This is a genomic window from uncultured Adlercreutzia sp. (assembly GCF_958431955.1).
GTDB lineage: Bacteria > Actinomycetota > Coriobacteriia > Coriobacteriales > Eggerthellaceae > Adlercreutzia.
In genome coordinates this window covers 1-25,018 of record NZ_CAUASN010000036.1, presented here as the reverse complement: position 1 = coordinate 25,018, position 25,018 = coordinate 1, and the positions used below count along the sequence as shown (strand labels likewise).

The window sequence follows — 25,018 nt, the reverse complement described above, 5'->3', positions numbered from 1 at the left end:
CAGGGCACGCCGGACTTCACCATCATCAAGATCCGCGACGGCGTGGAGGCGGAGCTGCCCCACTACGACGCCAAGCGCAACCCGGGCGAGCGCAACGAGCGCCCCTCCAACGAGCACTACCGCCACAACCAGCGCCTGAAGGTGCTCATCATCGACGTGCGCGACCCCAACGGCGAGACCGCCCGCGCCCGCGGCGAGCAGGCGCGCCCGGCCATCGTGGTGTCCCGTACCCATCCCGACCTCATCCGCCGTCTCTTCGAGATCGAGGTGCCCGAGATCTACGAGGGCGTCGTCGAGATCAAGTCGGTGGCCCGCGAGCCCGGCGCCCGCTCCAAGGTGGCCGTGTTCTCGCGCGAGGCGAACCTCGACCCGGTGGGCGCCTGCGTGGGCCCGAAGGGCTCCCGCGTTCGCATGGTGGTGGAGGAGCTGCGCAACGAGCGCGTCGACGTCATCCAGTGGGACGCCGACCCGGCCGTGTACGTGGCCAACGCGCTGTCGCCGGCGAAGGTGACCCGCGTGACCATCGACGAGGACAACAACTACGCCACGGTCATCGTGCCCGACGACCAGCTGTCGCTGGCCATCGGCAAGGAGGGCCAGAACGCGCGTCTGGCCGCCCGCCTCACCGGCTGGCACATCGACATCAAGCCCGCCAGCTACCAGGGCGCCTCGCTCGTCAGCGACGAGCTCATCGACGAGGTCGAGGAGGACGACGACTTCTGCGTGTTCGTCGGCGAGGACGGCACCCGCTGCCGCAACCACGCCCGCCCGGGCAGCCAGTACTGCGGCGTGCACGCCGACGAGGACGCCGAGTAGCGGAAGCGGAAGGTAGCACGACCGATGCCCACCCAGACCCAGACGACCAAGCGCCAGCGTACCTGCATCGCCTGCGGGATGTCCCAGCAGAAGGGCTCCCTGCACCGCATCGTGCGCACGGCCGAGGGCGCCGCCTTCGACCCGACCGGCCGCGTGCCCGGCCGCGGCGCCTACGTCTGCTCGGGAGCATGCCTCGCCGCCGCGAGGAAGACCAGGAAGCTTGAGCGCGCCCTGCGCTGCAAGGTGACCGAAGAGGATTACGATCGCGTTCTTCGCGAGCTTGCTCTCGCCGAGGCACCGGGAAAGAATGAGGAGTGATATATGGCCAGCATGCGTGTACATGAGTTGGCGAAAGAGTTCGATATGTCGAGCGGGGATCTGCTCGACCGCCTGAAAGAGATGAAGATCCCGGCGAAGTCCCACGCGAGCATGCTCAACGAGGCCTACGTCGACAAGATCCGCAAGAGCCTCGAGCCGGAGATCCGCGCCCGCGCCGGCGCGCTGGCCGCCGAGGAGGAGGCGGCGCTCGCGGCCGAGAAGGAAGAGGCCGAGCGCAAGCGCGCCGAGGAGGAGGCCGCCCGCAAGGCCGCCCGCGAGAAGGAGCTCGCCGAGCGAGAGGCCGCCCGCGCCCAGCGCGAGGCCCGCGCCGAGGAGGAGTCCGCCCGCGAGAGCGAGGGCCGCGCCGTGCGCAAGGCGCCGGTGATGGGCTCGTCCTTCGCCAGCCTGGAGCAGCAGATCGCCTCCGAGAAGGAGCGCGTGGAGCGTGAGCGCGAGGAGGCCCGCGCCCGGGCCCGCGCCGAGAAGGCCGCCGCCGAGGTGGCCAAGAAGCGCGCCGTGGAGGAGGCGCTTCGCCGCGGCCACAAGAAGCCCGCCAAGGCCGCCGCGCCCGAGGCCCCCAAGCCCGCGCCGGCCCCGACGCCCGCACCGGCGGCCCGCAAGGCCAACTTCGACTCGCTGCTCTCGCAGATCGAGGCCGAGAAGCAGCGCATGGAGGCCCAGAAGAGCGCCGTGGACGCCGCCCGCAAGGCCGGCCGCGGCGCCGGCAAGAAGGGCAAGAAGGGCGCGCACCAGGTGGTGCCCGAGCTTGAGGCCCAGGCCGCCGCGCCCGAGGACCGCTACGCCCAGATGGCCGTGCAGGCCGAGAAGCTCCAGCGCGACAAGGTGCTCGCCGAGGCCCGCGCCGCCGTGGAGGCCGCCAACACCCACGAGGGCGAGGGCCGCCGCAAGAAGCGCAAGGAGAAGCGCGAGGCCGAGGCCCGCGAGCGCGCCGAGCTGGAGGCCATCGAGCGCGGGTTGGACCCGTCGCTCGTGCTGGACGACTCGGTGGTGGAGATTCCCCAGGGCGCGACCGTGGCCAAGTTCGCCGAGCTGCTCGGCGTGCAGCCCAACGACGTCATCAAGCGCCTGTTCATGCTCGGCCAGGTGCTCACCCTCACCCAGTCGATGAACGACGAGACCATGGAGCTCATCGCCGACGACATGGGCCGCAAGGTGCGCGTGGTGTCGCCCGAGGAGGAGTACGCCGTGGTGTACAACGACTCCGAGGCCGACCTGAAGCCGCGCCCGCCGGTGGTCACCGTCATGGGACACGTCGACCACGGCAAGACGTCGCTGCTCGACGCCATTCGCCACACTGGCGTGGTGGCCAGCGAGGCCGGCGGTATCACCCAGCACATCGGCGCTTCCGTGGTGAACATCGGCGACCGCCAGATCACCTTCATCGACACGCCCGGCCACGAGGCCTTCACCGCCATGCGCGCCCGCGGCGCCCAGGTGACCGACGTCATCGTGCTCGTGGTGGCCGCCGACGACGGCGTCATGCCGCAGACCATCGAGGCCATCAACCACGCCAAGGCGGCCGAGGTGCCCATCGTGGTGGCCGTAAACAAGATCGACAAGCCCGGCGCCAACCCCGACCGCGTGCGCCAGGAGCTCACCGAGTACGGCGTCATCCCCGAGGAGTGGGGCGGCTCCAACATGTTCGTGGAGGTGTCGGCCAAGAAGAACCTGCACATCGACGACTTGCTCGAGACTATCATCCTGCAGGCCGACGTGCTGGAGCTGAAGGCCAACCCCGACGCGGACGCCTCCGGCTTCGTCATCGAGGCGAACCTGGACAAGGGCCGCGGCCCTGTGGCCACGGTGCTCATCCAGCGCGGCACCCTGCACACCGGTGACGTGGTGGTGGCCGGCACGAGCTACGGCCGCGTGCGCGCCCTTGTGAACCCGCGCGGCGAGCACGTCTCCGAGGCGCGCCCCGCCGACCCGGTGGAGATCCTGGGCCTGAACTCGGTGCCTACCGCCGGCGACGAGTTCCGTGTGTTCGAGGACGAGCGCGACGCCCGCAAGCTGGCCGAGGAGCGCGCGCTGCGCGCCCGCCTGGCCGAGCAGGAGACGAAGTCCCATGTGAGCCTGGACGACCTGTTCAGCCGCATCGAGGAGGGCAAGCAGACCGACCTGAACCTCATCGTGAAGGCCGACGTGCAGGGCTCCATCGAAGCGCTGCGCGACGCGTTCGAGAAGATGGACCAGTCCGAGGTGCGCATCAACATCGTGCACTCGGCCGTGGGCGGCATCACCGAGACCGACGTCACCCTGGCCGCCGCCTCCGACGCCATCATCATCGGCTTCAACGTGCGCCCCACGGGCAAGAGCCGCGTGCAGGCCGAGAAGGAGAAGGTGGACATCCGCCTGTACCGCGTCATCTACCAGGCCATCGAGGACATCAACGCGGCTCGCGTGGGTCTTCTGTCCCCCGACATCGTGGAGGAGGACACCGGCATCGCCGAGGTCCGCGAGACCTTCAAGGTGCCGAAGGTGGGCACCATCGCCGGCTGCTACATCGTCGAGGGCGAGATCAGCCGCGACGACAAGGTGCGCATCGTGCGCGACGGCACGGTCATCTTCGAGGGCACCATGGCCAGCTTGCGCCGCTTCAAGGACGACGTGAAGAGCGTGAAGCAGGGTTACGAGTGCGGCATCGGCATCGAGAAGTTCCAGGACCTGAAGGTGGGCGACACCATCGAGGGCTACCAGGTCAAGGAAGTCGAGCGCACCGAGTAGCGCTCGTCCGGCGGCTGGCGGAGGGCACACCTCCATGCTCAGGCAGTCCTCGCTCGGCGGAACAGTCCACAGGACTGTTCCGTTCGCTGCGGAACTGCGCGTGGAGGCGCACCCTCCGCCAGCCGCCTGCTCAACCCCTTCTGCAGACTTCAACAAGTTCGCTTATATTTTCCCGTCTTCCGGAAAACCTCCCAGTTTTCCCTATACTGAGATTATCTATCCGTCTCGATGTGAGGAGATGGCGTTATGAAACAGAGCGCATCCAACCGCAAGGTGAACGAGCAGGCGCGCGAGGTCATCGCGAGCATCCTTTTGTTCGACGTGTCCGATCCGCGGCTGCATCTGGTGACCATCACGGGTTGCGAGGTCAGCTACGACCGCTCGGCCTGCAACGTGTACTACACCACCGACCCGGAGCGCTATCCCGAGGTGCAGGCCGCCTTCGAGCAGGCCGCCGGGCATATCCGCTCGCTCATGGCCAAGAAGCTCTCGTGGCGTGTGGCGCCCGAGTTGCGCTTCCATCTGGACAAGTCGGTGGATCAGGCCGAGGCTATCGGCCAGGCCCTGGCCACCGAGCGCGAGCATCAGCAGCAGCGCATCGTGGAGGATACCATCGGCACCGACACGGAGTTCTAGCCCATGGCGGTGACTCCCCAGACCAATACCACGCTTCCCGCCATCGCCGAGGCGCTCGCCGGCCATGACCAGTTCGTCATCTGCGGGCACGTGAGCCCTGACGGCGACTGCCTGGGCTCGCAGCTCGCCCTGGCCGCCGTTTTGCGCCAGATGGGGAAGGAGTGCGTCTGCGTGCTTGCCCGCGACGAGGAGCCGCCGCGCGATTTGGCCTTCCTGCCCGGCTTCGACGGCCTTGTGCCCGCAGCTCGCTACGAGGGCCCCTGCGAGGTGTTCGTGGCGGTGGACGTGCCCACCACCGAGCGGGTGGGCGATGCGGCGCGCCTGCAGGCGGCCGCCGACCTCACGGTGACGGTGGACCACCATGCGGTGCCCGCGGCCATGAGCCAGCTCAGCTACACCGACCCGGACGCCGCCTCCACGACCATGCTCGTCTGGGAGCTTGCGGCAGCTTTGGGTGCCGAGCGCGACCGCATCGTCGCCACCTGCTGCTATACCGGGCTCATGACCGACACGGGTCGCTTCCAGTACCAGAACGCCGATGCCGCTGCTTTCGCCGCCGCCGCCGAGATGGTGGCCGCCGGTGCCGAGCCCGCGGCCATCTCGCGCCACATCTACCAGAGCCGCTCGCTCGCCTCTATCCTGCTGGAAGGTCGCAACGTGGACCATATGGCGCTCTCGGCCGATGGCGCGGCGGCCCTCTCGTGGCTGTCGTTGGCCGACTTCGCCGAATGCGGCGCGGTGAAGGCCGATGCCGAGCCCATGGTGGATGTGCTGCGCGCCATCGAGGGCGTGCGGGTGGCCTGCATGCTGCGCGAGCAGGAGGGCGAGGTGCGCGGCAGCCTGCGCGCCAAGGACGGCACGGATGTGGCCGCCATCGCCCGAGAGCTCGGCGGGGGAGGGCACACCGCCGCCGCCGGCTTCACCTTCCACGGCACCCTGGCCGAGGCCGTGGCGGCCCTCGCCGCGCGCCTGGGCATCGAGGAGCCCTGCCTGCCCGCGGGGGCGTCCCGCTGATGGCGAAGAAGCGCGGCACGACCGATCTCTCCCTCATGGTGGCGGTGGACAAGCCCTCGGGCATGACCTCGCACGATGTGGTGAACCGCGTGCGCCGCATCTTCGGCGAGCGCCGCGTGGGGCACACCGGCACGCTGGACCCGCTCGCCTCGGGCGTGCTGCCCGTGTGCATCGGGCCGGCCGCCCGGCTCGACCCCTACCTGGTGGGCCATCGCAAATCCTACGTGGTGTCCATCGTCTTCGGCGCCGCCACCGACACCGACGACGCCGAGGGTGCCGTCATCCGCACCGGCGAGGTACCCGAGGAGGTGTTCGACCCCTTCTTCGCGAGCACCTTCGTGGCGAGCCTGGTGGGGAAGTCCAAGCAGCTGCCGCCGGTGTACTCGGCCATCAAGGTGGGCGGCAAGAAGGCCTGCGACGAGGCCCGCGCCGGCCGGGTGATCGATCTGACGCCCCGCGACATCGAGGTGTTCTCCGCCGAGCTTTTGGGCATCTGGGGCGCCGAAGGCGCCGAGCCCGCCCGGTGGGACGTGGCCTTCACGGTGTCGGCGGGCACCTACATCCGCTCGCTCGCGCGCGACGCGGGCAACGCGCTCGGCTGCCCGGCGCACGTGGGGGCGCTCCGTCGCACCGCGGTGGGGGCCATCACCCTCGAGGAGTGCGTGAGCCTGGAGACCCTCGAGGACATCGGCCTGGCCGCAGCGCTCGACCCCTTGCGGGCGCTCGGGTGCCGCTTCGCCTACCTGGACGACGCGGCGGCCGCCCGGGTGCGCAACGGCAACCCGCTTCCCGCCCGCGATCTTTCCCTCTGCGAGCGCCGCTCGTCGGACGCGGCCAGCGAGCTGTGCGCCTGCACGGCCGGGGTGCGCGAGAGCTGCGAGCCGCCCGCAGATGACGAGATCGTCGCCTTGGTGTACGATAACCGCATCATCGCCCTGTACGCGTACCGCGCGGATCGCGACCAGTTCGCCTCCCGCTGCGTGTTCCCGATTGGAGTCATCCGTGGCTACTGTGATCTCTAAGGCCGATCCCGCCTACGACGAGGCCTTCCTCGCCGGGGCCTCTGTGGCCTTCGGCGTGTTCGACGGCGTGCACGAGGGTCACCGCTTCATCATCGGCGAGGCGGCCAACACCGCCCGCGAGGAGGGGGAGAGAAGCGCCGTCATCACCTTCGACATCGATCCCGACGAGATGTTCGCGCCCGACCGCCTGAAGAAGCTCATGACCAACGAGGCCCGCATCGCGAAGCTGGCCGAGCTGGACGTGGACGCGGTCGTGGTGCTGCCGTTCTCGCGGGAGTTCGCCGCCCAGAGCCCCGAGGACTTCCTCGACGCCTGCTTCGGCGGCGGGGTGCCGCGCCACATCCACATCGGCAGCGACTTCCACTTCGGCCGCAAGGCCGCCGGCAACGTGGAGAGCCTGCGCGCATGGGGGGCCGCGCGCGGCATGGAGGTGCACGGCCACGAGCTTCTGGCCGAGGGCGGCGTGCCGGTGACGGCCACGCGCATCCGGCACCTGCTCGGCGAGGGGAAGGTGCGCGAGGCCAACGAGCTTCTGGGCCGCGCCTGGTCGCTTTCCGGCACCGTGCGCCCGGGCCGCGGCGAGGGCCGCGACTTCGGCTTCGCCACGGCGAACCTGGAGGTGGCGCCGATCATGCTGGCCATCGGCGAGGGAGTGTACGCCTGCTACGCCGTGGTGGATGGCGAGCGCTACAAGGCCGCCGTGAACGTGGGAGTGCCGGCCACCTTCGCCGATGAGTCCACGGCCAACATCGAGGTGCACCTGCTCGACTTCGACCGCGACATCTACGGCGACGCCATTGAGGTAGAGTTCGTGGAATGGCTGCGCCCCATGCGCGCCTTCGACTCCCTCGACGAGCTCATCGCCACCGTGCAGGGCAACATTGCCTGGGTGAGGGAGAATCTGTAAGGGCCGCGCTACCTCGGCGCGGCATCGGTGCCGGCGTGGCGGCCGAACAGCTGGTCGTACTGGATGAGGGCGAAGGCGGAGAGCGCCTCCTTGGCGGCTTGCTGCGCGTCGCTTTCCGCCGCATCGCCGGCTGCTGCTCGAGCGGCAGCCTCTGTCTCGTCGTCGAACCAGTGCCACGCGCCCTCAGCGTCCCTGTAGCCGTTCAGGTTCACGGCCGGCAGGTCGCGGCGCAGGGCGGCCCGGTAGCGGTCGGTGGCCGTCTCGGGCAGGCCGGCCGCCTCCACGAGCAAATCGCGCAGGTAGTTCAGGCTCGTCACGTTGGCGTCCTCGATGACGCGCAGCCGATTGCCGTACTGCTCGCGCGCCGCCTCGTTGGCCCAGATGAAGTAGGGGGTGTGGTAGCGCTCCTGCACCTCTTCCAAGGTGGCGTCGTCCACCGATTTGCCGTAGGTCTCTTCGAAGAGCCAGTCGGCGAAGCCGGGCTGATGATCGCCGAAGAACACCACGATGGTGGGCTCGTCGCGCGCGTTCAACTCGTCCACGAGCCAGCGCAGATCCTCGTCCGAGCGCTTGATGGCGGCCAGGAACTCGTCCACCTCGGGGCTGTCCACCGCATCGCTTTCCACATGCACCCGGTCGGCCTCGGGGACGAGTCCCGTGTCGTAGCCGCCGTGGTTTTGGATGGTCACGTCGAAGACGAACTGGGGACCTTCACCCTCGTCGATCTTCTGAAGCACCCGCTCGTAGGTGGCCTTGTCGGTCACCAGGTCGCGGAAGGTGTCGGCCTCTTCCATGGTGGTGATGTCGTCGAAGGTGTCGAAGCCGAACTGCTCGTAGATGCGGTCGCGCCGCCAGTTGCCCGCCTCGGCAGGGTGGATGGCGTGGGTGCCGTAGCCCAGGTCGCGAAAGTACGACGCCAGGTTGTCCACGCCGTCCACGTCGTAGAGCACGTAGGGGTACACGCCGCCGCCCATGTTGCCCATGGAGGCGCCGGTGAGGAACTCGAACTCGCTGTTGCAGGTGCCCCCGCCCATGGCCGACACGTACACATCGCCCGCCGCGAGCGCGTCGTCGGCCACCTCGTGGAAATACGCGGTCACGCCGGCGGCGTCTTCGAGCCCCGGATAGCTGGACAGGTCGGAGAAGGTCTCGTTCATGATGGCGATGACGTTGGGCCCGTCGTAGGCACCGTCGGTACCGCCGGCCTGGCCGCCGCCGGGCGCGTTTTGGTCGCCGGGCTCTCCCACGGGCGGCTGCTCGTAGGGGGCGAGCAGCGCGCCTACAGCTTCGAGCGAGTAGCCCTCGGGCGGCTTCGGCGTGAGCTCCTGGGCGCGCGAGAGGAAGCAGAGCGCCGTGCCCTGGCTCTCGTAGGAGCCGCGCACGTCCCACACGTCCACGGTCACGTCGTGCTCCTCGCGTATATCCACCGCATTGAACTGCATAATGCCGGCGGCTACGAGCAGCACCGCCCCCAGGCAGTTCACCGCCACATCCCACCGGCTCACGGGGCGCTTGGGGCACCAGCGCAGCGCCACGCAGAAGGCGATAAAGGCCGCCAGGCACACTGCGAGGCGCGGTGTGAGGAACAGGTTGTAGCCGCCCGCCACCGAGGCGGCCGTGGACAGCGCGAACAGGTCGGCCGGCACGATGGGCTGGCCCTTGAAGGTGATGATGAAGAAGTTCGCGGTGCCGGCGGCCAGGCACAAGCCGACGAACAGGGCGAGGGCGCCGCGCGTGCGCTGGCCCGCAAGCCACAGGATGCCGCAGCCAAGGGCCAGGATGGCCAGGTTCGGCAGCGCGTAGTGCCAGCCCATGGAAAGCACGCCGTCGCTCCAGGGCGCCTCCAAAAGCACGAACCCCAGCACGACGGCCGCGACGAAGTAGACGGCGCGAACGAGGGCCGCTGCGCTACGGGGACGTGCCGCGCTCTGCGGTTCCGCAGTAGGTTTTCCCGTCAAGAACATTCCCTCCGATAGTAAGTGATGCAGCCGCACAAGATAGCACATTATCATGGAATCGGCAGGGTCGAACACGGACAATCCCCCGTATGTATGCTATTTCTTCAAGAGTATTAAGCGCTGCCGCCATGATTGCGCCAAGGGACGCGCCGAGCCGCAAAGGCATGTCCGGCGTCGCCTTGCGCGCGCGTGCTTCTGTTGTTTTCACCAAGAGGCCGCTGGGCCGTTATACTGGTGCCATGGAACAAGAGACGCCGAAAGAGACCCAGCAGGACAAGATCGCCCGCATCAAGGGCGAGCTGGCCTCGGTGCCCGCCGAGCCGGGCGTGTATTTGTGGAAGGACGCCGCCGGCGAGGTCATCTACGTGGGCAAGGCCAAGCAGCTGCGCGCCCGCATGCGCCAGTACGTGAACTTCCAGGACGACCGCGCGAAGATCCCCCTGCTCGTGGAGGCTATCAGCTCGTTCGACTATATCGTGGTGGATAACGAGCACGAGGCGCTGGTGCTTGAGAAGAACCTCATCAACCAGTACAGCCCGTTCTTCAACGCGGACTTCAAGGACAACAAGAGCTACCCCTTCATCGCGCTCACGAAGGGCGACGTGTTCCCGGCCATCAAGTACACCCGCGAGAAGCGCCGCGCCGACACGAAGTACTTCGGGCCCTTCACCGACGCCCGCGCGGCCCGCGAGATGATCGACATCGCCCGGCGCGTGGTGCCCCTGTGCGCCGCCACCTGCGCCGACTGGCGGCAGCTCTCGCGCGCACTGGAGAAGGACCCGCTCGCGTTTCTGAAGCGGGACGCGCGCCCCTGCTTCGACTGCCACGTGGGCCTGGGCCCTGGCGCCTGCTGCGGGCAGATCACGCCCGAGGACTACGCCGACAACGTGCGGCGCATCGAGCGCTTTTTGGCGGGCAACCACCGCGAGTTCGTCGACGAGCTCACGGCCGAGATGCGCGTCGCCGCCGAGGAGCTCGACTTCGAGCGGGCCGGGCGCCTGAAGAGCCGCATCGACACCATCAACTCGCTTGCCGACAAGCAGCACGCCGTGTCGAGCCGCGATCTGAACGCCGACGTGATCGGGTTTTTCCGCGAGGAGACCGTGGCCGGGGTGCACGTGCTCGTCATTCGCGAGGGGCGCATCGTGAACTCGAACGAGTTCGTGCTGAACCGCGGCACCGACGTGCCCGACCAGGACCTGCTGCGCAACTTCCTGTTCCGCTACTACGACGTGACCACCTCGGTGCCGCGCGAGGTCATCTGCGCGGTGCTCCCCGAGGACGCCGAGGCCATGGGGGAGTGGCTCACCGAGAAGCTGGACTCGGCCCACGGCGCGAAGGTGCGCTTCACCGCCCCGCAGAAGGGGGAGAAGGCCGATCTTCTGGCCATGGCCGAGACCAACGCGCGCCACGCCCTCATGCGCTACAAGGTGCGCACGAACTACGACGACAAGCGCATCAACAACGCGCTTCTGCAGCTGGAGAGCGCGCTGGCTCTGGACGAGCCGCCCATGCGCATCGAGTGCTTCGACATCTCCACCATCCACGGCTCCTACACGGTGGCCTCCATGGTGGTGTTCACGGGCGGCAAGCCCGACAAGAACCAGTACCGCCGCTTCAAGATAAAGACGCCGCTCGAGGAGGCCAACGACTTCCTGTCCATGCAGGAGGTGATGCGCCGGCGCTACTCCCCGGAGCGGCTGGGCGACGAGCGGTTCGGGTCCAAGCCCGACCTCATCATCTTGGACGGCGGCAAGCCCCAGCTCACCGCGGCGCTCGCCATGTTCGAGGAGATGGGCATCGACGACATTGCCATCTGCGGTCTGGCCAAGCGCGACGAGGAGCTGTTCGTGCCCTGGCAGGACACGGGGCCGGTGGTGCTGCCGAGCGGCTCGGCGTCGCTGTACCTCGTGAAGCAGGTGCGCGACGAGGCCCACCGCTTCGCCATCACCTTCCACCGCGAGCTGCGCGGCAAGGGGATGACGGCGAGCATCTTGGACGAGGTGGCCGGCATGGGCCCGGTGCGCAAGAAGGCCCTGCTCAAGCACTTCAAGTCGTTCAAGAACCTGAAGGCGGCCACCCTCGACGAGATAAAGGCGGCCCGGGTAGTGCCCGACGAGGTGGCCGAGGAGCTCGTGCGCGTGCTGGCGCAGTATAATGAGCAGAAAGCCGAGAAGGACGAGAAGCTGGCGGAGGAGATTTCCTGAAAGGAGCCCCGATGACCGACGATCAGAGCAAGCTTGCAGAAGAGATGGACCGCGAGCTGGAACCGCGCAAGGTGGAGCCCGAGGAGCTGCCCGACTTCGTCATCGTGACGGGCATGTCGGGCGCCGGGCGCACCGAGGCCATGCACGTGTTCGAGGATCTGGGCTACTTCTGCGTGGATAATCTGCCCTCGAGTCTCCTCGGCGAGCTCGTGCGCGTGAACGAGGACACCGAGCACGCCGGCGGGCGGCGGCGCCTGGCCGTGGTCTGCGACTCGCGCAACGGCGACTTCTTCGGCGACTTGGAGGCGGAGCTTGCCGCCATGGAGGAGGCGGGCATCTCCTATAAGACGCTGTTCCTCGATGCGGCCGACGACAAGCTCATCGCCCGCTACAAGTCGAGCCGGCGCCGCCATCCCCTGTGCACCGACGGCACCACCATCTGGCAGGGCATCCAGCGCGAGCGCCACATGCTCATGGGCCTGCGCGACAGGGCCGACTTCGTCATCGACACCACCGACATGCTTCCCCAGAAGCTGCGCAGCACCATCCGCGGCCTGTTCTCCACGGGCAGCGAGCGCAAGGGGCTCGCGGTGACGGTGTACTCCTTCGGCTTCAAGCACGGCGCCCCCTACGACGCCGATCTGGTGATGGACGTGCGCTTTTTGCCCAACCCCTACTACGACCCCGAGTTGCGGCCCCTAACCGGGCTCGACGCGCCGGTGCGCGACTTCGTGCGCATGCGCGAGGAGACCATCGAGTTCGAGCAGAAGTGGCACGACCTTCTGGACGTGGTGATGCCGGGGTACGTGGCCGAGGGCAAGCAGCAGCTGGCCATCGGCGTGGGCTGCACCGGCGGCCAGCACCGTTCCGTGGCGCTCGCCGAGGCCACGGGCGACTACCTGAAGTCGAAGGGCTACCGGGTGAGCGTGGCCCATCGCGACCTGCGCCTGGCCGAGCGCGGCCACGACGTGCAGCGCGAGAGCGACAACGTGCTCGACGCGCGCGCCGCCGGGAAGGACGCATAGGGCCATGGGCATCCGAAAGACCGACGCCTTCCGCGTGGACCCGGCGGCCACGGCGGCCTTCTCGGCCCTGAAGAGCGCGCTGCCGAACCTGCGCGGGCTCGACGCCGACGAGCAGGCCCTGCGCGCCGTGGTCATCGGCGGCGGCACGGGGGCGCCCGTGTCCATCCGCACGTTGCTCTCGCTCGGGGTGACGACGAGCGCGGTGGTGGCCATGGCCGACGACGGGGGCTCCACCGGCGTGCTGCGCGAGGAGGCCGACGCCACGCCGCCCGGTGACATCCGCAAGTGCCTCGTGGCCTTCGCGAAGGATCCCTCCGATCCGCTCGTGCGGGCGCTCAAGTACCGCTTCGCCGTGGCGCGCGACCATGCGCTGGGAAACCTCCTGCTCACGGCCTTGGAGGACGCCTGCGGGTCGTTCCCCGAGGCCATCGCCATCTGCGAGCGGCTCGTGGACGCTCAGGGGCACGTGTACCCCTCCACCCTCGACCATGTGGTGCTCTCGGCCCGCACCCGCGACGGGCGCGTGCTCGACGGCCAGGCGGTGGCCTGCCACTCCAAGACGGCCCTCGAGTCGGTGTGGCTCGCCGCGGAGGGCGGCCGGGCGCCCAGGCCCTACGAGCCGGCGCTTCAGGCCATTCGCGAGGCCGATCTCATCGTGCTCGGGCCGGGGTCGCTCTTTACCTCCATCATCCCGAACCTGCTCATCCCCGGCGTGGTGGACGCCATCCGCGAAAGCCGCGGCCGTGTGCTGTTCGTGTGCGCGCTGGCCGACGTGCAGGGCGAGACCTGGGGGCTCACGGCCCGCGAGCACTTCGAGGCGCTCGCGGCCCACGGCATGGAGGGCCTGGTGGACTACATGCTCGTGCACTCGAAGGTGCCCCTGCGGGCGGAGAGCCCCGCCACGGGCAGCTTCGCGGCCATCTCCGGCGCCGATCTGGAGCACGCCTCCACGTCGGATCTGAACGACAGCCAGCTCACGCGCGGGGTGCGGCCCATCTCCATCAGCTACGCCGATATGCTCGCCATCCAGTCGCGCGGCCCCATCGTCATCAGCCGCAACCTGGTCGATTCCGAGCGGCCGACGTGGCATTCGCCCTTCGCCTTGCGCGACGCCTTCCAGAACGTCATCAAGATGTCGCGCGCCCGGCGGGCGTAGGGGGCGCCCATGTCGTTTACGGCCGAGGTGAAAGACGAGCTCGCCCGCGTGGTGCCGGCGTGCCCGGCCTGCGAGAAGGCGACGCTTGCGGCCCTCGTGCGCATCGAGGGCACGCTGTTCGTGAGCGGGCCGGACCGCTACCGGGTGGAGGTCGCCACCGACGCGCCGGCGGCGGCCCGCCTCGTGGTGCGCCTTCTGCACGGCATCTACGACTTGAAGACGAACCTCACCATGCGCCGCAGCGTGCTGCACAAGACGCCCAACTACCTCATCGAGGTGCCGGCCCAGCCCCATCTGGCCGACGCCCTGCGCGACATGGGAGTGCTCTCGGCCGAGGGCGGCCTGGAGATGGGCATCAAGCCCGAGCTCGTGGCCCGGCCGTGCTGCGCGGCTGCCTACCTGCGCGGAGCGTTCCTCGGCTCGGGCTTCGTCTCGAGCCCCAAGAGCGACTTCCACTTCGAGATCACCGTAGAGACGGAGCCTCTGGCCGCGGGCCTCGTGGAGCTTCTGGCCCGCAAGGACATCGCCGCCCGCGTCATGCAGCGGCGCAGCTCGTATATGGTGTACCTGAAAAGCGGCGCCTCCATTCTTGAGTTCCTCGCCTGGACCGGCGCGCACCAAGCGGCGCTCTCCATGGAGGAGGAGCGCGTGGTGAAGAGCGTGCGCAACGACGTGAACCGCATGATCAACGCCGAGATGGCCAACCAGGCCAAGGCCGCCGGCGCCGCCGTGGACCAGATCTACGCCATTCGTGCCGTGGTGGAGCACTACGGCATGGAGAACCTGCCCCCGGCGCTGCAGGACTTCATCCGCCTGCGCGTGACCTATCCCGAGGCGAGCCTGAAGGAGCTCGGCGAGCGCGCCACGCCGCCGCTCTCCAAGAGCGCCGTCTACCACCGCGTCCGCCGCATCGAGTCGATGGCCCGCGAAATAGGAGCGGGGGAGTAAGAGGGGCGATTCCCTCTCTAGTGGCTATATTTCCTCCAGTAAGTTGTGTATAATGCAACTTACTGGAGGAAATATGGTTAAGACGACGAAAATGATCCGTGAGGAACTGAGCAGCTTCGCCGATCCGGCGAACAAGGTCGCGCGTATGGTGCGCGAAGGACGCCTCACTCCTATAATCCGCGGCCTCTACGAAACCGAGGCGACCGCCTCTCCCTGGTCGTTGGCCGGGTGCATCTACGGGCCATCGTACATCTCCTTCGAAAGCGCCCTCTCCTTTCACGGCCTTATTCCCGAGGGGGTGAGGGCGGTGACGAGCGCCACCTTCGAGAAGGGCAAGGCGAAAGCCTACGACACGCCGTTCGGCTCGTTCCTCTTCCGCGACGTGCCCGCTGAGGCGTTCCCCTACGGCATCGACGTGAAGGGCCCCGCGAATGCGCCGTTCCGCATCGCGACGCCGGAGAAGGCGCTCTGCGACAAGCTCTACACGATGAGTCCGGTTACGAGCTGCGGGGGGCTCGAGGCGCTGCTCTATGATGATCTGCGCATCGATAGGGGCGATCTGGCCGCTCTCGATGTCGATGACGTGGCCTTTCTCGCCGAGAAGTATCGGTCTCGCAATGTGCGTCGGTTGGCGAGGTACTTGAAGGAGGGGAGTGGGAGATGAGAAGCGTTTTGCAGCAGATGCTTGCAACCTATGATCCGATTTCGCTCAATGACCGCAAGAATGCCGCGAAGGAGGTTATCCAGGAGATTGTTCTGTGCGGTTTATCCCGCGCGGGGTTTTTTGACAAGGCCGCCTTCTACGGCGGGACGGCGCTGCGCATCTTCTACGGGCTCGATCGCTTTTCCGAGGATCTCGACTTCTCGCTCATGGAGCCGGACGCCAGCTTCGATCTCTCGCGCTACTTCGACGCCGTGCAGAGGGAAGCGCGCTCGTTCGGGCTTGAGGTCGATATCCAGATGAAGCAGAAGAGCCGTCCCTCCGACATCCACTCGGCCTTCCTCAAGGCCAATACGCGCGAGCACCTGCTCTCCTTCTATCCGAACGAGGGGTCGCTTGCGGGCGTGCCCGCCGACGAGAAGCTGAAGATCAAGTTCGAGGTGGACGTCAACCCTCCCGCAGGCGCCTCGTTCCAGCGGGAATACCGCCTGCTGCCGACCCCCTACGAGGTGAACCTCTACGACGCGCCGTCGCTGTTCGCGGGGAAGATCCATGCGGTTTTGTGCCGCGGATGGAAGGATCGGGTGAAGGGGCGCGACCTGTACGACTACCTGTTCTATCTCGCCCGCGATATTCCCGTGAACCTGGGGCACCTCAACGCGAGATTGGCCCAGACGGGATTTCGGGATGGATGCCCGATTGAGGGCGCAGGCGGTCTTCGCCGTGCTCTGTCGGAGCGTTTCGACGCCATCGATTTCGCGGATGCGAGAAGAGACGTCGAGCCCTTTCTCAACGATAGGAGCTCGCTTGCTCTGTGGTCGAGGGAGTTCTTCTGCCGGGTAACCGAGGGACTCGAGGTGATTTAGCGCAACATGAGGCGGCTGATGCGCCGGATGCGATAGAGGACGGGCGCCTTCAGCGCATCTAGAGGGTCTCGGCCGCCACTTGCTTGGCAAGGTCGACGAAGGATGCCCACGTTCGTTTCCCGGCTGATACTTTGTGCAGGTCTGCCGCTTTATTTCGCTGCTCGTCCAAGATGCCGCGCGCGCGGCGGCGGTTCGTAGTACACTAATGAAGCTGCTTAGCATTTACTTACGTCCACTCAGTGGCATCGCGAGTATCTTGTGAAAGGAGATACGCATGACAACCAAGGTAGGCATCAACGGATTCGGCCGCATCGGCCGCCTCGTGTTCCGCGCCATGGCCGATGACCCCGCCGTCGAGGTGGTTGCCGTCAACGACCTGGGCGAGAAGGCCACCGCCGCTCACCTGCTGAAGTACGACTCCGTCCACGGTATTCGCAACTTCGATATCGAAGTGGTGGACGACGGCCTTGTCGTGGACGGCAAGCACGTGACCATGCTCTCCGACCGCGATCCTGCGAACCTGCCCTGGGGCGAGCTGGGGGTGGATGTGGTCGTGGAGGCCACGGGTATCTTCAAGACCGGCGAGCTGGCGCAGAAGCATCTGGACGCCGGCGCCAAGAAGGTCGTCATCACCTGCCCGGCCAAGGGCGAGGACATCACCATCGTCATGGGCGTGAACGACGACCAGTACGATCCCGAGGTGCACAACATCATCTCGAACGCCTCCTGCACCACCAACTGCCTGGCTCCCTTCGCCAAGGTGCTGCTGGAGAACTTCGGCATCAAGCGCGGCTACATGAACACCATTCACTCCTACACCAACGATCAGAAGATCCTCGATCTTCCCCACAGCGACCTGCGCCGCGCCCGCGCCGCCGCCGTGTCCATGATTCCCACCACCACCGGCGCCGCCCGCGCCGTGGCGCTCGTGCTGCCCGAGCTGCAGGGCCGCCTCGACGGCTTCGCCACCCGCGTTCCCACCCCCGACGGGTCCATGGTCGACCTCACGGTGGAGCTGGAGCGCAGCGTGACCAAGGACGAGATCAACGCCGCCATGAAGGCCGCGGCCGAGGGCCCCTTGAAGGGCATCCTGGAGTACACCGAGGATCCCATCGTGTCCATCGACATCGTGGGCAACGACCACTCCTCCATCTTCGACTCGCAGCTGACCATGGTGCTCGGCGGCGAGGGCAACTTCGTGAAGTGCATCTCCTGGTACGACAACGAGTGGGGCTACTCCAACCGCGTGAAGGACCTCGTGAAGATCCTTCTTCCGTAGCCCGCGGGAATAGTCATTTTCGAAAACCCAGCTCTCGCACCGGGCTGGGTTTTCCCGTATAGAAGGAAAGGACGAGACATGGCCGACATCAAGACCATCGACGACGCCGACTTCGCTGGCAAGCGCGTGCTCGTGCGCGTCGATTTCAACGCGCCGGTGAACGATGCGGGCGTGGTGGCCGACGACACGCGCATCCGCGCGGCACTGCCCACCATCGAGAAGCTCATCGCCGACGGCGCGCGGGTGATTCTCACGAGCCACCGGGGCCGCCCGGCCGGCACCGGCTTCGAGGAGGCCTTCAGCCTGGGCCCGGTGGCCCGCCGCCTGCAGGAGCTGCTCGGCCGCGACATCGTGCTGAGCCGCGCGATCGTGGGGCCTGAAGCCGCCGAGGCGGTGGACGCGCTGGAGGACGGCGACGTGCTGCTTCTGGAGAACATCCGCTTCGACGCCCGCGAGAAGAAGAACGATCCCGCCTTTGCCCGCGAGCTGGCTCATCTGGCCGACGCCTACGTGAACGACGCCTTCGGCACCGCGCACCGGGCGCACGCCTCCACGGCGGGGGTGGCGGAGTTTCTGCCGTCCTATGCCGGCTACCTCATGGAGCGCGAGGTGGCCACGCTCACCGGCATGCTCGACGAGCCCAAGCGGCCCTTCGTGGCCATCCTCGGCGGCTCGAAGGTCTCCGACAAGATCAAGGTGATCGACGCGCTGCTCGAGAAGGCCGACACCCTCATCATCGGCGGCGGCATGTGCTTCACCTTCCTTCTGGCCCAGGGTAAATCCGTCGGCACCTCCCTTAAGGAAGAGGACTGGGTCGAGCGCGCCGCGGCCATGATCGAGAAGGCCCGCGAGCGCGGGGTGAGCCTGCTTCTGCCCGTGGACGTGGTGGCCGCCGACGCCTTTTCCAACGACGCCCGCACCGAGATCGTCTCGGTGGACGATATGGCCGCCGACATGATGGGCCTCGACATCGGCCCTGAGACCGCCGAGCTGTACGCCGAGGCCATCGGCATGGCCAAGAGCGTGTTCTGGAACGGCCCCATGGGCGTGTTCGAGATGCCCGCCTTCGAGGCCGGCACCAAGCGCGTGGCCGAGGCCGTGGCCGCCAACGCCGAGGCCGACACCATCATCGGCGGCGGCGACTCGGTGGCCGCGGTGAACCAGTTCGACCTGGCCGACCGGATGACCTTCATCTCCACGGGCGGCGGCGCCTCCATGGAGCTGGTGCAGGGCGAGGCGCTCCCCGGCGTCGAGGCCCTGAAATAGCAACCCCGTCCGGGCGCGCCGCGTGCGCGCCCGGCTTTCTCAGAGAAAGGATACGCCCGTGACCCGCAGAAAGCTCATCGCCGGCAACTGGAAGATGAACGAGACCATCCCCGAGGCCGTGGTGCTCGCCCAGGAGATCTCCAACCTTATGGAGCGCGACTGGCTCGAGATGGTGGACGTGGCCGTCTGCCCGCCGTTCGTGGACTTGAAGCCGGTGAAGACCGTGCTGGAGTTCGACCGGGTGGACATCGCCCTCGGCGCCCAGAACGTGTACTGGGAGCCGGCCGGCGCCTTCACCGGGGAGATCTCCATCCCCATGATCAAGGAGATCGGCTGCGCCTTCTGCATCGTGGGCCACTCCGAGCGCCGCAACCTGTTCGGCGAGACCAACGAGGACGTGAGCCTGAAGGCCCGCGCCCTCATCGAGGCCGGCATCGCGCCCATCGTCTGCGTGGGCGAGTCGCTGTCGGTGCGCGACGAGGGGGTCTACCTCGACTACGTCACCGCCCAGGTGCGCGCGGCCTTCGCCGGCATCGACGCCGACGAGGCGCGCACGACCGTGGTGGCCTACGAGCCGGTGTGGGCCATCGGCACAGGCCGCACCGCCACGCCCGAGCAGGCCGAGGAGGTGTGCGCGGCCATCCGCGCGTGCCTGGCCGACCTGTACGATGAGGCCACGGCGGCCGATATGCGCATCCTCTACGGCGGTTCCATGAACGAGGGCAACGCCGCGCTGCTTCTGGCCGAGGCCGACATCGACGGCGGCCTCATCGGTGGCGCGGCGCTCAAGGCCGGCTCCTTCATCGAGATCGTGAAGGCGGCCCTGTAGCATGGCGGGGGAGAACACTGCCGCGGCCCGCGACGGCCTGCGCCTGCCCGCCTGCCTCATCATCATGGACGGCTTCGGGCTGGACGCGGCCGGTCCGGGCAACGCCATCTCGCTGGCCGCCACGCCGAATCTGGATGCCCTGTTCGAGAACGAGCCCTGGACGCGCCTGGCCGCCTCCGGGGAGGCGGTGGGGCTGCCCGAGGGACAGATGGGCAACTCCGAGGTGGGGCACTTGAACATCGGCGCGGGGCGCGTGGTGTTCCAGGAGCTCACCCGCATCAACCGCGCCTGCCGCACCGGCGAGTTGGCGGAAAACCCCGTGCTCGGCGAGGCCTTCGCCGCGGCGCGCGAGGAGGGCGCGGCCCTGCATCTTCTGGGGCTTCTGTCCGACGGCGGGGTGCACTCCTCCAACGAGCACCTCTACGCGCTCATCGACGCGGCTCTCGCGGCGGGTGTGCGCCATATCATGATCCACTGCTTCATGGACGGCCGCGACGTGCCGCCCGCAAGCGGCGCCGAGTACATGCGCGAACTCGTGGACTACATCGAGCGGGCCGTCTCCCGCGCCGACGGCGAGCCGGCCGTGATCGAGATCGCCTCGGTGGAGGGCCGCTACTTCGCCATGGACCGCGACAACCGCTGGGAGCGCGTCGAGCGCGCCTGGGACGCGGTGGTGCGCGCCGAGCCCTTCCGCGATCTCTCGGCCGTGGCGGCCATGGAGGCCTCCTACGCCGCCGGGGTGACCGACGAGTTCGTGGAGCCGGTGGCTTTAAGCCCGCGCGGCGTGCGCGAGGGCGACGCCATGGTGTTCTTCAACTTCCGCCCCGACCGCGCCCGCGAGCTCACCCGCGCGCTCGTGGACCCGGAGTTCGCCGGCTTTGCGCGGGCGGTCTTCCCGCACGTGTCCTTCGTGTGCCTCACCGAGTACGACCCGGCCATTCCCGCGCCGGTGGCCTTCGCCAAGGAGTTTCCCGCAAACGTGCTGGCCGACGTGCTGGCCGCGGCGGGGCTTTCCCAGTACCACATCGCCGAGACGGAGAAGTACGCGCACGTGACCTTCTTCTTCAACGGCGGCGTGGAGGAGGAGAAGCCGGGGGAGCGCCGCACGCTCATCGCGAGCCCGAAGGTGGCCACCTACGACCTCAAGCCCGAGATGAGCGAGCCCGAGGTTGCCGATGCGCTTGTAGCGGCCATCGAAGCCGACGAGGCCGACGTGTACATCGTGAACTTCGCGAACTGCGACATGGTGGGACACACCGGCGTGGTGGAGGCGGCCCGGGCCGCCGTGGAGGCCGTCGATGCGGGCGTGGGGCGGGTGCTCGACGCCATCCGCGCCAAGGGAGGCGTGGCGCTTGTCACGGCCGACCACGGCAACGCCGACAAGATGATCGCCGAGGACGGGGGAGCGTTTACGGCCCACACCACCGCACCCGTGCCGCTCGTGCTGGTGGATGGCACGGGGGAGGGTCTTACGCTCTCGGGCGAGGAGGGGCGTCTGGCCGACATCGCGCCCACGCTGCTCGCCATGATCGGCCTTGAGCCGCCCGTGGAAATGACGGGAAAGAACTTGCTGGCCTAGGGTACATCCGTTATACTGAACAACTTGCGTACTCAGACACACCGATAAAGGAAGCGTGACACGTTGAATCCTCTGGTAATCGTATTCTTGGTTCTGCTGGTGCTCTCGGGCATCGGCCTGATCATCTTCATTCTCATGCACTCGGGCAAGGGCACGGGCATCTCCGATGCCATTGCCAGCTCCATGTACTCCACGCAGACGGGCACGAGCATCATCGAGAAGAACCTCGATCGCATTACCATTGCCTGCGCGGTGGTCTTCCTGCTCTCCCTCGTGGTGCTCATGGTCATCTACCCCCACGGCACCATTTCCCAATAAAGGGAAAATTACCCCTTGCATCGCCGATTCGTTCTGTTAGAATAATCGTCGCTGCAAAACAGCACGTCGGAGTGGTGGAACGGCAGACACGCTAGCTTGAGGTGCTAGTGCCCATTTACCGGGTGTGCGGGTTCAAATCCCGCCTCCGACACCATCGATCACAAAAGAGCCCGCAAGGGCTCTTTTCATTTCCCGATCACGAGAGGACGGTTGCCATGGTGGCGACAGGTGCGGCGACCCACGGGCGGCAGGTGGAGCGGGTTCTGTGGATCGTGCTGCTGTTGAACATGGCCGTGGCGGCGGCGAAGTTCTTCTACGGCCTGGCCTCGGGCTCTGCCTCCATGCAGGCCGACGGCATCCACTCGGTGTTCGACTCGCTCGGCAACGTCATCGGGCTCATCGGCATCAGTCTGGCGGCGCGTCCCGCCGACGCAGGGCACCCCTACGGCCACTCCAAGTTCGAGACCTACGGCTCGCTCGCCATCGGCGTGCTGCTGCTCGTGGCGGCCTTCGAGGTGGGCACGAGCGCCGTGGCGAAGCTGGCGAGCCAGAGCTACACCGCGAGCGTCACCCCCGTCTCCTTCGTGGTGATGGCGGGCACGCTCGCGGTGAACCTGGGGGTCACCGTGTACGAGCGCCGCGCCGGGCGCCGCCTGAAGAGCGAGATCCTCGCGGCCGACGCGGCCCACACGCTGTCCGACGCCTTCGTGTCCATCGGGGTCATCGTCGGCCTCGCCTTCGTGGCGGCGGGCTTCCCCGTGGCCGACCCCGTCATGGCCCTCGTCGTCACCGTGGCCATTCTCTTCTCGGCGGTCGGCGTGTTCCGGACGGGCTTGCGCACCTTGTCCGATCACGCCCGCATCCCGGCCGATGAGGTGGCGCGGGCGGCCTCGGCGGTGGAGGGCGTGCGCTCGGTGCACGCCGTGCGCACCCGCGGCACCGAGGCCGAGGTGTACTGCGACATGCACGTGCTCGTGGATCCGCAGATGACAGTGCTCGCCGCCCACGGCCTGGGCGACGAGGTGGAGCGGGCCGTGGCGGAGGCCTTCCCCTCGGTGAAGGAGGTGCTCGTACACATCGAGCCCGACACGGCTGCCGAGCGCGCCGAGGAGGGGCCCGGCGCGACCTGGTAACAGACGCGGGCCCCTCCAGGGGAGGGGCCCGCAGGTTCTGCCGATGTGACGGGGGCTATTCGCCGAAGCGGATGCCCACGAAGAAGGCGGTGTTCGGCAGGCCCGAGATATCGTACATCTCCGACAGCTCGATGGCCGACACGCGCCAGTTGTAGGTGCCGTTATCGGTGGAGACGGTGCCCGCCTGGAAGGTGTTGCCCGAGTCGTCCACGCCGTTGTCGGTGATGGTGGCGCTCTCGAGGCCCTCGGCCTGCATGGCCGCCTGCACGGCCTTCTCGATGGTGCCGGAGTCGAAGTCGGCGTAGCGCAGGCGCAGGCTCTCGCCGGCCTTGCGGGACACATCGAGCGTCCAGGCGCCGTTGAGCAGGCGCACCGCGTCGGCAGCGGAGAGCTTGTCGATGCCCTGCATGTACATGAGCCCCGCTTCCTCCACCGTCATATCGGGGGGCAGCTTGATGACCTCGAAGCCGCCGTCGGGGTTGGTGCCCACCGGGGTGCGCTCGTAGAGCGTGTTGCCGGTCTCGGTGAGCGCGGCCATCATGGACTCGTCGTCGAGCGGCATGAGGGAGGCCAGCGACGGCAGGTCGTAGGACACCTCGCGGGCCAGGTTCTCCTGCAGCGCCTCCTGCTGGCGGATGGGCTCGTTCATCACCTGGTCGAAGTAGTTGCCGAGCACCACGCTGCCCGCCACGGCCGCCACAGCCATGGCGATGCCCATGCCGACCTTCACCGGCAGCGGCATTTCCAGGGGGCGCGACAGCTCGGCGCCGTCGAGGTAGCGCACGTCCCCGATGCGCACCGTGCTCTTCTCTCGGCTGAACAGCGCGCGCCTGATGCTCTCCCACACGTCCTCGGCGTTCAGGCGCGAGTGGGCGGCGTCCGAGCGGGCGTGGGAGTGCCGGGCGCCCTCACGGCGCGCGCTCGGACGCGGCTCCTGGTCGGACTCGGCGGCGGGAAGTGCCTTGGTCGCTGGTTCTTGGCTCATGAACGGTGCTCCTGGGAACGCTTCTTATCGGTCACGATGTCGTTGCCGATTATACCATTGCGGCGCGGCGGGGCCTCTGGTACGATGAGGAAACCCCATGGGGGAGTAGCTGGCGCGGTGCGCGGTTCGTTCAACATCGTGGTCACGGTTTCCCGCGAAAGCGGCAACGGCGGCCTGGCGAACCTTAAATAGCGAGACTCATGGTGCAAGCTTGCAGGTGGAAGCGGCAAGGTTGCGCCATGAGTCTTTTTTTGTGGCCGGCATTCCCGTCGAGACGAGGAGGAGCAAGTGGATCTGTCGATTTTCACCACCCCCGAGGCGTGGATCAGCCTTCTGACGCTGATCTTCTTGGAGATCGTGCTGGGCGTGGACAACCTGGTGTTCATCTCCATCACCACCAACCGCCTGCCCGCGGAAAAGCAGCACATCGGCCGCAAGCTGGGCTTGGGCGGCGCCTTGGTCATGCGCATCCTGTTCCTGTGCTTCGCGTCGTATCTGGTGCACATGACCACGCCGCTGTTCACGCTGAACCTGGGCCCGTGGGGCCACGGGTTCTCGGTGCGCGACATCGTCATGCTCGTCGGCGGCGCCTACCTTATCTACAAGGGCATCCGCGAGCTGGTGGACGTGCTCGCGCTCACCGAGATCAAGGCCGAGACCTCCGAGGAGCACAAGGCGCGCCACCTCATCGGGCTGCCCCAGGCCGTGGGCACCATCATGGTGATGGACCTCGTGTTCTCCATCGACTCGGTCATCACGGCGGTGGGCTTGGCCGAGCACCTCATCGTCATGATCCTGGCCGTCATGATCGCCGTCATCATCATGATGATCTTCATCGACCCCATCTCCAACTTCATCAACAGCCATCCGGAGATGAAGATCTTGGCCCTCGTGTTCATCTGCGCCATCGGCGTGCTGCTCGTGCTCGACTCCGCGGGCATCCACACGAGCATCGAGGTGCTCGACATGCACATGGAGAAGCTCATGGTCTACTTCGCCATGATCTTCGCCGTCGTGCTCGAATTCATCCAGATGGCCTTCAACAGCCGCCTCACCGCATGGAAGAAACAGCTGGCCGACGAGGCCATCGCCGCTGCCGTGGCGGCCTCGGAGGCCGGCGAGGCCCCGGCCGAGGTGGGCGAGCGCGCCCAGGTGCGCATCGACGCCGCCATCGAGACCGGCGAGCGCGTGGAGTAGCCGTCTCGGCGCCGCGGGCCGGTTTGCGCCCTTCGCGAAATTTTTTCGAAAAGGGGCTTGCATCGGCTCGCGGTATCGCTTATAGTATCTCCTCGCGATGCGGACATGGCTCAGCTGGTAGAGCATCACCTTGCCAAGGTGAGGGTCGCGGGT

General features: G+C 67.5%; 22 protein-coding genes and 1 tRNA gene. 21 read left to right on the top strand and 2 right to left on the bottom strand.

All coding sequences use genetic code 11. The annotated features are described in order from the left end of the window. The 7 genes from Q5064_RS09685 to ribF all read left to right on the top strand — a co-directional run. Positions 1–816 (top strand): transcription termination/antitermination protein NusA (locus Q5064_RS09685; RefSeq protein WP_302964218.1); only part of this gene is annotated, 816 nt, incomplete at its 5' end. A gap of 24 nt (positions 817–840) precedes the next feature. Beyond that, a complete protein-coding gene (locus Q5064_RS09680; RefSeq protein ID WP_302964217.1) occupies positions 841–1,134 on the top strand; it encodes a YlxR family protein in 294 nt (97 codons plus the stop codon). 3 nt (positions 1,135–1,137) lie between these two features. After that, entirely contained in the window at positions 1,138–3,879 is a 2,742-nt protein-coding gene (gene infB / locus Q5064_RS09675) for a translation initiation factor IF-2 (protein ID WP_302964216.1), read from the top strand. Between the two features lie 246 nt (positions 3,880–4,125). Continuing rightward, positions 4,126–4,515, top strand: a complete 390-nt coding sequence (gene rbfA / locus Q5064_RS09670) for a 30S ribosome-binding factor RbfA (RefSeq protein ID WP_302964214.1) — start codon at positions 4,126–4,128, stop codon at positions 4,513–4,515. A gap of 3 nt (positions 4,516–4,518) precedes the next feature. Continuing rightward, positions 4,519–5,529, top strand: a complete 1,011-nt coding sequence (locus Q5064_RS09665) for a bifunctional oligoribonuclease/PAP phosphatase NrnA (RefSeq protein ID WP_302964212.1) — start codon at positions 4,519–4,521, stop codon at positions 5,527–5,529. Continuing rightward, positions 5,529–6,551: a tRNA pseudouridine(55) synthase TruB gene (gene truB / locus Q5064_RS09660; protein WP_302964211.1), complete on the top strand. Its 1,023-nt coding sequence runs from the start codon at positions 5,529–5,531 to the stop codon at positions 6,549–6,551. The genes Q5064_RS09665 and truB overlap by 1 nt, the downstream gene beginning before the upstream one ends. Next, the gene (gene ribF, locus Q5064_RS09655; protein WP_302964210.1) at positions 6,532–7,458 is read left to right on the top strand and encodes a riboflavin biosynthesis protein RibF; all 927 of its coding nucleotides are present in this window, start codon (positions 6,532–6,534) and stop codon (positions 7,456–7,458) included. Before truB ends, ribF begins: the two co-directional genes overlap by 20 nt. Positions 7,459–7,466: 8 nt before the next feature. On the opposite strand, the gene Q5064_RS09650 is transcribed toward ribF, so the two are convergent. Next, positions 7,467–9,416, bottom strand: a complete 1,950-nt coding sequence (locus Q5064_RS09650) for an LTA synthase family protein (RefSeq protein ID WP_302964209.1) — start codon at positions 9,414–9,416, stop codon at positions 7,467–7,469. A gap of 239 nt (positions 9,417–9,655) precedes the next feature. Between Q5064_RS09650 and uvrC the strand changes: the two genes are divergently transcribed. From uvrC to Q5064_RS09585, 13 genes are all read left to right on the top strand, one after another. Beyond that, positions 9,656–11,623: an excinuclease ABC subunit UvrC gene (gene uvrC, locus Q5064_RS09645; RefSeq protein WP_302964207.1), complete on the top strand. Its 1,968-nt coding sequence runs from the start codon at positions 9,656–9,658 to the stop codon at positions 11,621–11,623. A 44-nt stretch (positions 11,624–11,667) separates the two neighbouring features. Next, entirely contained in the window at positions 11,668–12,648 is a 981-nt protein-coding gene (gene rapZ / locus Q5064_RS09640) for an RNase adapter RapZ (protein ID WP_302964219.1), read from the top strand. A gap of 4 nt (positions 12,649–12,652) precedes the next feature. Beyond that, positions 12,653–13,804, top strand: a complete 1,152-nt coding sequence (gene yvcK, locus Q5064_RS09635; protein ID WP_302964206.1) for a gluconeogenesis factor YvcK family protein — start codon at positions 12,653–12,655, stop codon at positions 13,802–13,804. Between the two features lie 9 nt (positions 13,805–13,813). After that, positions 13,814–14,752, top strand: a complete 939-nt coding sequence (gene whiA / locus Q5064_RS09630; protein ID WP_302964203.1) for a DNA-binding protein WhiA — start codon at positions 13,814–13,816, stop codon at positions 14,750–14,752. Positions 14,753–14,825: 73 nt separating this feature from the next. Then, positions 14,826–15,416 carry a hypothetical protein gene (locus Q5064_RS09625; RefSeq protein WP_016308703.1) on the top strand — a complete coding sequence of 197 codons (591 nt, stop codon included), beginning with the start codon at positions 14,826–14,828 and terminating at the stop codon, positions 15,414–15,416. Next, on the top strand, positions 15,413–16,279 hold the full coding sequence (locus Q5064_RS09620; RefSeq protein ID WP_302964202.1) for a nucleotidyl transferase AbiEii/AbiGii toxin family protein: 867 nt from the start codon (positions 15,413–15,415) through the stop codon (positions 16,277–16,279). Before Q5064_RS09625 ends, Q5064_RS09620 begins: the two co-directional genes overlap by 4 nt. Positions 16,280–16,553: 274 nt before the next feature. Continuing rightward, positions 16,554–17,558, top strand: coding sequence for a type I glyceraldehyde-3-phosphate dehydrogenase (gene gap / locus Q5064_RS09615; protein WP_302964200.1), 1,005 nt, complete (start codon positions 16,554–16,556; stop codon positions 17,556–17,558). Positions 17,559–17,636: 78 nt separating this feature from the next. Further along, complete coding sequence (gene pgk, locus Q5064_RS09610) at positions 17,637–18,824, top strand: phosphoglycerate kinase (RefSeq protein ID WP_302964199.1); 1,188 nt, start codon at positions 17,637–17,639, stop codon at positions 18,822–18,824. A 58-nt stretch (positions 18,825–18,882) separates the two neighbouring features. Continuing rightward, on the top strand, positions 18,883–19,653 hold the full coding sequence (gene tpiA, locus Q5064_RS09605; protein ID WP_302964198.1) for a triose-phosphate isomerase: 771 nt from the start codon (positions 18,883–18,885) through the stop codon (positions 19,651–19,653). 1 nt (position 19,654) lies between these two features. Continuing rightward, positions 19,655–21,232 carry a 2,3-bisphosphoglycerate-independent phosphoglycerate mutase gene (gene gpmI, locus Q5064_RS09600; protein ID WP_302964196.1) on the top strand — a complete coding sequence of 526 codons (1,578 nt, stop codon included), beginning with the start codon at positions 19,655–19,657 and terminating at the stop codon, positions 21,230–21,232. A 63-nt stretch (positions 21,233–21,295) separates the two neighbouring features. Continuing rightward, positions 21,296–21,550, top strand: coding sequence for a preprotein translocase subunit SecG (secG, locus tag Q5064_RS09595; protein ID WP_016308712.1), 255 nt, complete (start codon positions 21,296–21,298; stop codon positions 21,548–21,550). 65 nt (positions 21,551–21,615) lie between these two features. After that, positions 21,616–21,704: transfer RNA gene (locus Q5064_RS09590), tRNA-Leu, on the top strand. Positions 21,705–21,765: 61 nt separating this feature from the next. Beyond that, complete coding sequence (locus Q5064_RS09585; protein WP_302964194.1) at positions 21,766–22,683, top strand: cation diffusion facilitator family transporter; 918 nt, start codon at positions 21,766–21,768, stop codon at positions 22,681–22,683. Between the two features lie 55 nt (positions 22,684–22,738). Here Q5064_RS09585 and Q5064_RS09580 read toward each other — a convergent pair whose 3' ends face one another. Continuing rightward, on the bottom strand, positions 22,739–23,668 hold the full coding sequence (locus Q5064_RS09580) for a teichoic acid transporter (protein ID WP_302964192.1): 930 nt from the start codon (positions 23,666–23,668) through the stop codon (positions 22,739–22,741). Positions 23,669–23,956: 288 nt separating this feature from the next. Between Q5064_RS09580 and Q5064_RS09575 the strand changes: the two genes are divergently transcribed. Beyond that, positions 23,957–24,865, top strand: a complete 909-nt coding sequence (locus Q5064_RS09575) for a TerC family protein (protein ID WP_302964190.1) — start codon at positions 23,957–23,959, stop codon at positions 24,863–24,865. The last annotated feature ends 153 nt before the right edge of the window (positions 24,866–25,018 follow it).

Excerpts from the sequence above, each read along its gene's own strand:
- Q5064_RS09680 (WP_302964217.1), top strand. The coding sequence starts at position 841 with ATGCCCACCCAGACCCAGACGACCAAGCGCCAGCGTACCTGCATCGCC.
- infB (WP_302964216.1), top strand. The coding sequence starts at position 1,138 with ATGGCCAGCATGCGTGTACATGAGTTGGCGAAAGAGTTCGATATGTCG.
- rbfA (WP_302964214.1), top strand. The coding sequence starts at position 4,126 with ATGAAACAGAGCGCATCCAACCGCAAGGTGAACGAGCAGGCGCGCGAG.
- Q5064_RS09665 (WP_302964212.1), top strand. The coding sequence starts at position 4,519 with ATGGCGGTGACTCCCCAGACCAATACCACGCTTCCCGCCATCGCCGAG.
- truB (WP_302964211.1), top strand. The coding sequence starts at position 5,529 with ATGGCGAAGAAGCGCGGCACGACCGATCTCTCCCTCATGGTGGCGGTG.
- uvrC (WP_302964207.1), top strand. The coding sequence starts at position 9,656 with ATGGAACAAGAGACGCCGAAAGAGACCCAGCAGGACAAGATCGCCCGC.
- rapZ (WP_302964219.1), top strand. The coding sequence starts at position 11,668 with ATGGACCGCGAGCTGGAACCGCGCAAGGTGGAGCCCGAGGAGCTGCCC.
- yvcK (WP_302964206.1), top strand. The coding sequence starts at position 12,653 with ATGGGCATCCGAAAGACCGACGCCTTCCGCGTGGACCCGGCGGCCACG.
- whiA (WP_302964203.1), top strand. The coding sequence starts at position 13,814 with ATGTCGTTTACGGCCGAGGTGAAAGACGAGCTCGCCCGCGTGGTGCCG.
- Q5064_RS09625 (WP_016308703.1), top strand. The coding sequence starts at position 14,826 with ATGGTTAAGACGACGAAAATGATCCGTGAGGAACTGAGCAGCTTCGCC.
- Q5064_RS09620 (WP_302964202.1), top strand. The coding sequence starts at position 15,413 with ATGAGAAGCGTTTTGCAGCAGATGCTTGCAACCTATGATCCGATTTCG.
- gap (WP_302964200.1), top strand. The coding sequence starts at position 16,554 with ATGACAACCAAGGTAGGCATCAACGGATTCGGCCGCATCGGCCGCCTC.
- pgk (WP_302964199.1), top strand. The coding sequence starts at position 17,637 with ATGGCCGACATCAAGACCATCGACGACGCCGACTTCGCTGGCAAGCGC.
- gpmI (WP_302964196.1), top strand. The coding sequence starts at position 19,655 with ATGGCGGGGGAGAACACTGCCGCGGCCCGCGACGGCCTGCGCCTGCCC.
- Q5064_RS09585 (WP_302964194.1), top strand. The coding sequence starts at position 21,766 with ATGGTGGCGACAGGTGCGGCGACCCACGGGCGGCAGGTGGAGCGGGTT.
- Q5064_RS09580 (WP_302964192.1), bottom strand. The coding sequence starts at position 23,668 with ATGAGCCAAGAACCAGCGACCAAGGCACTTCCCGCCGCCGAGTCCGAC.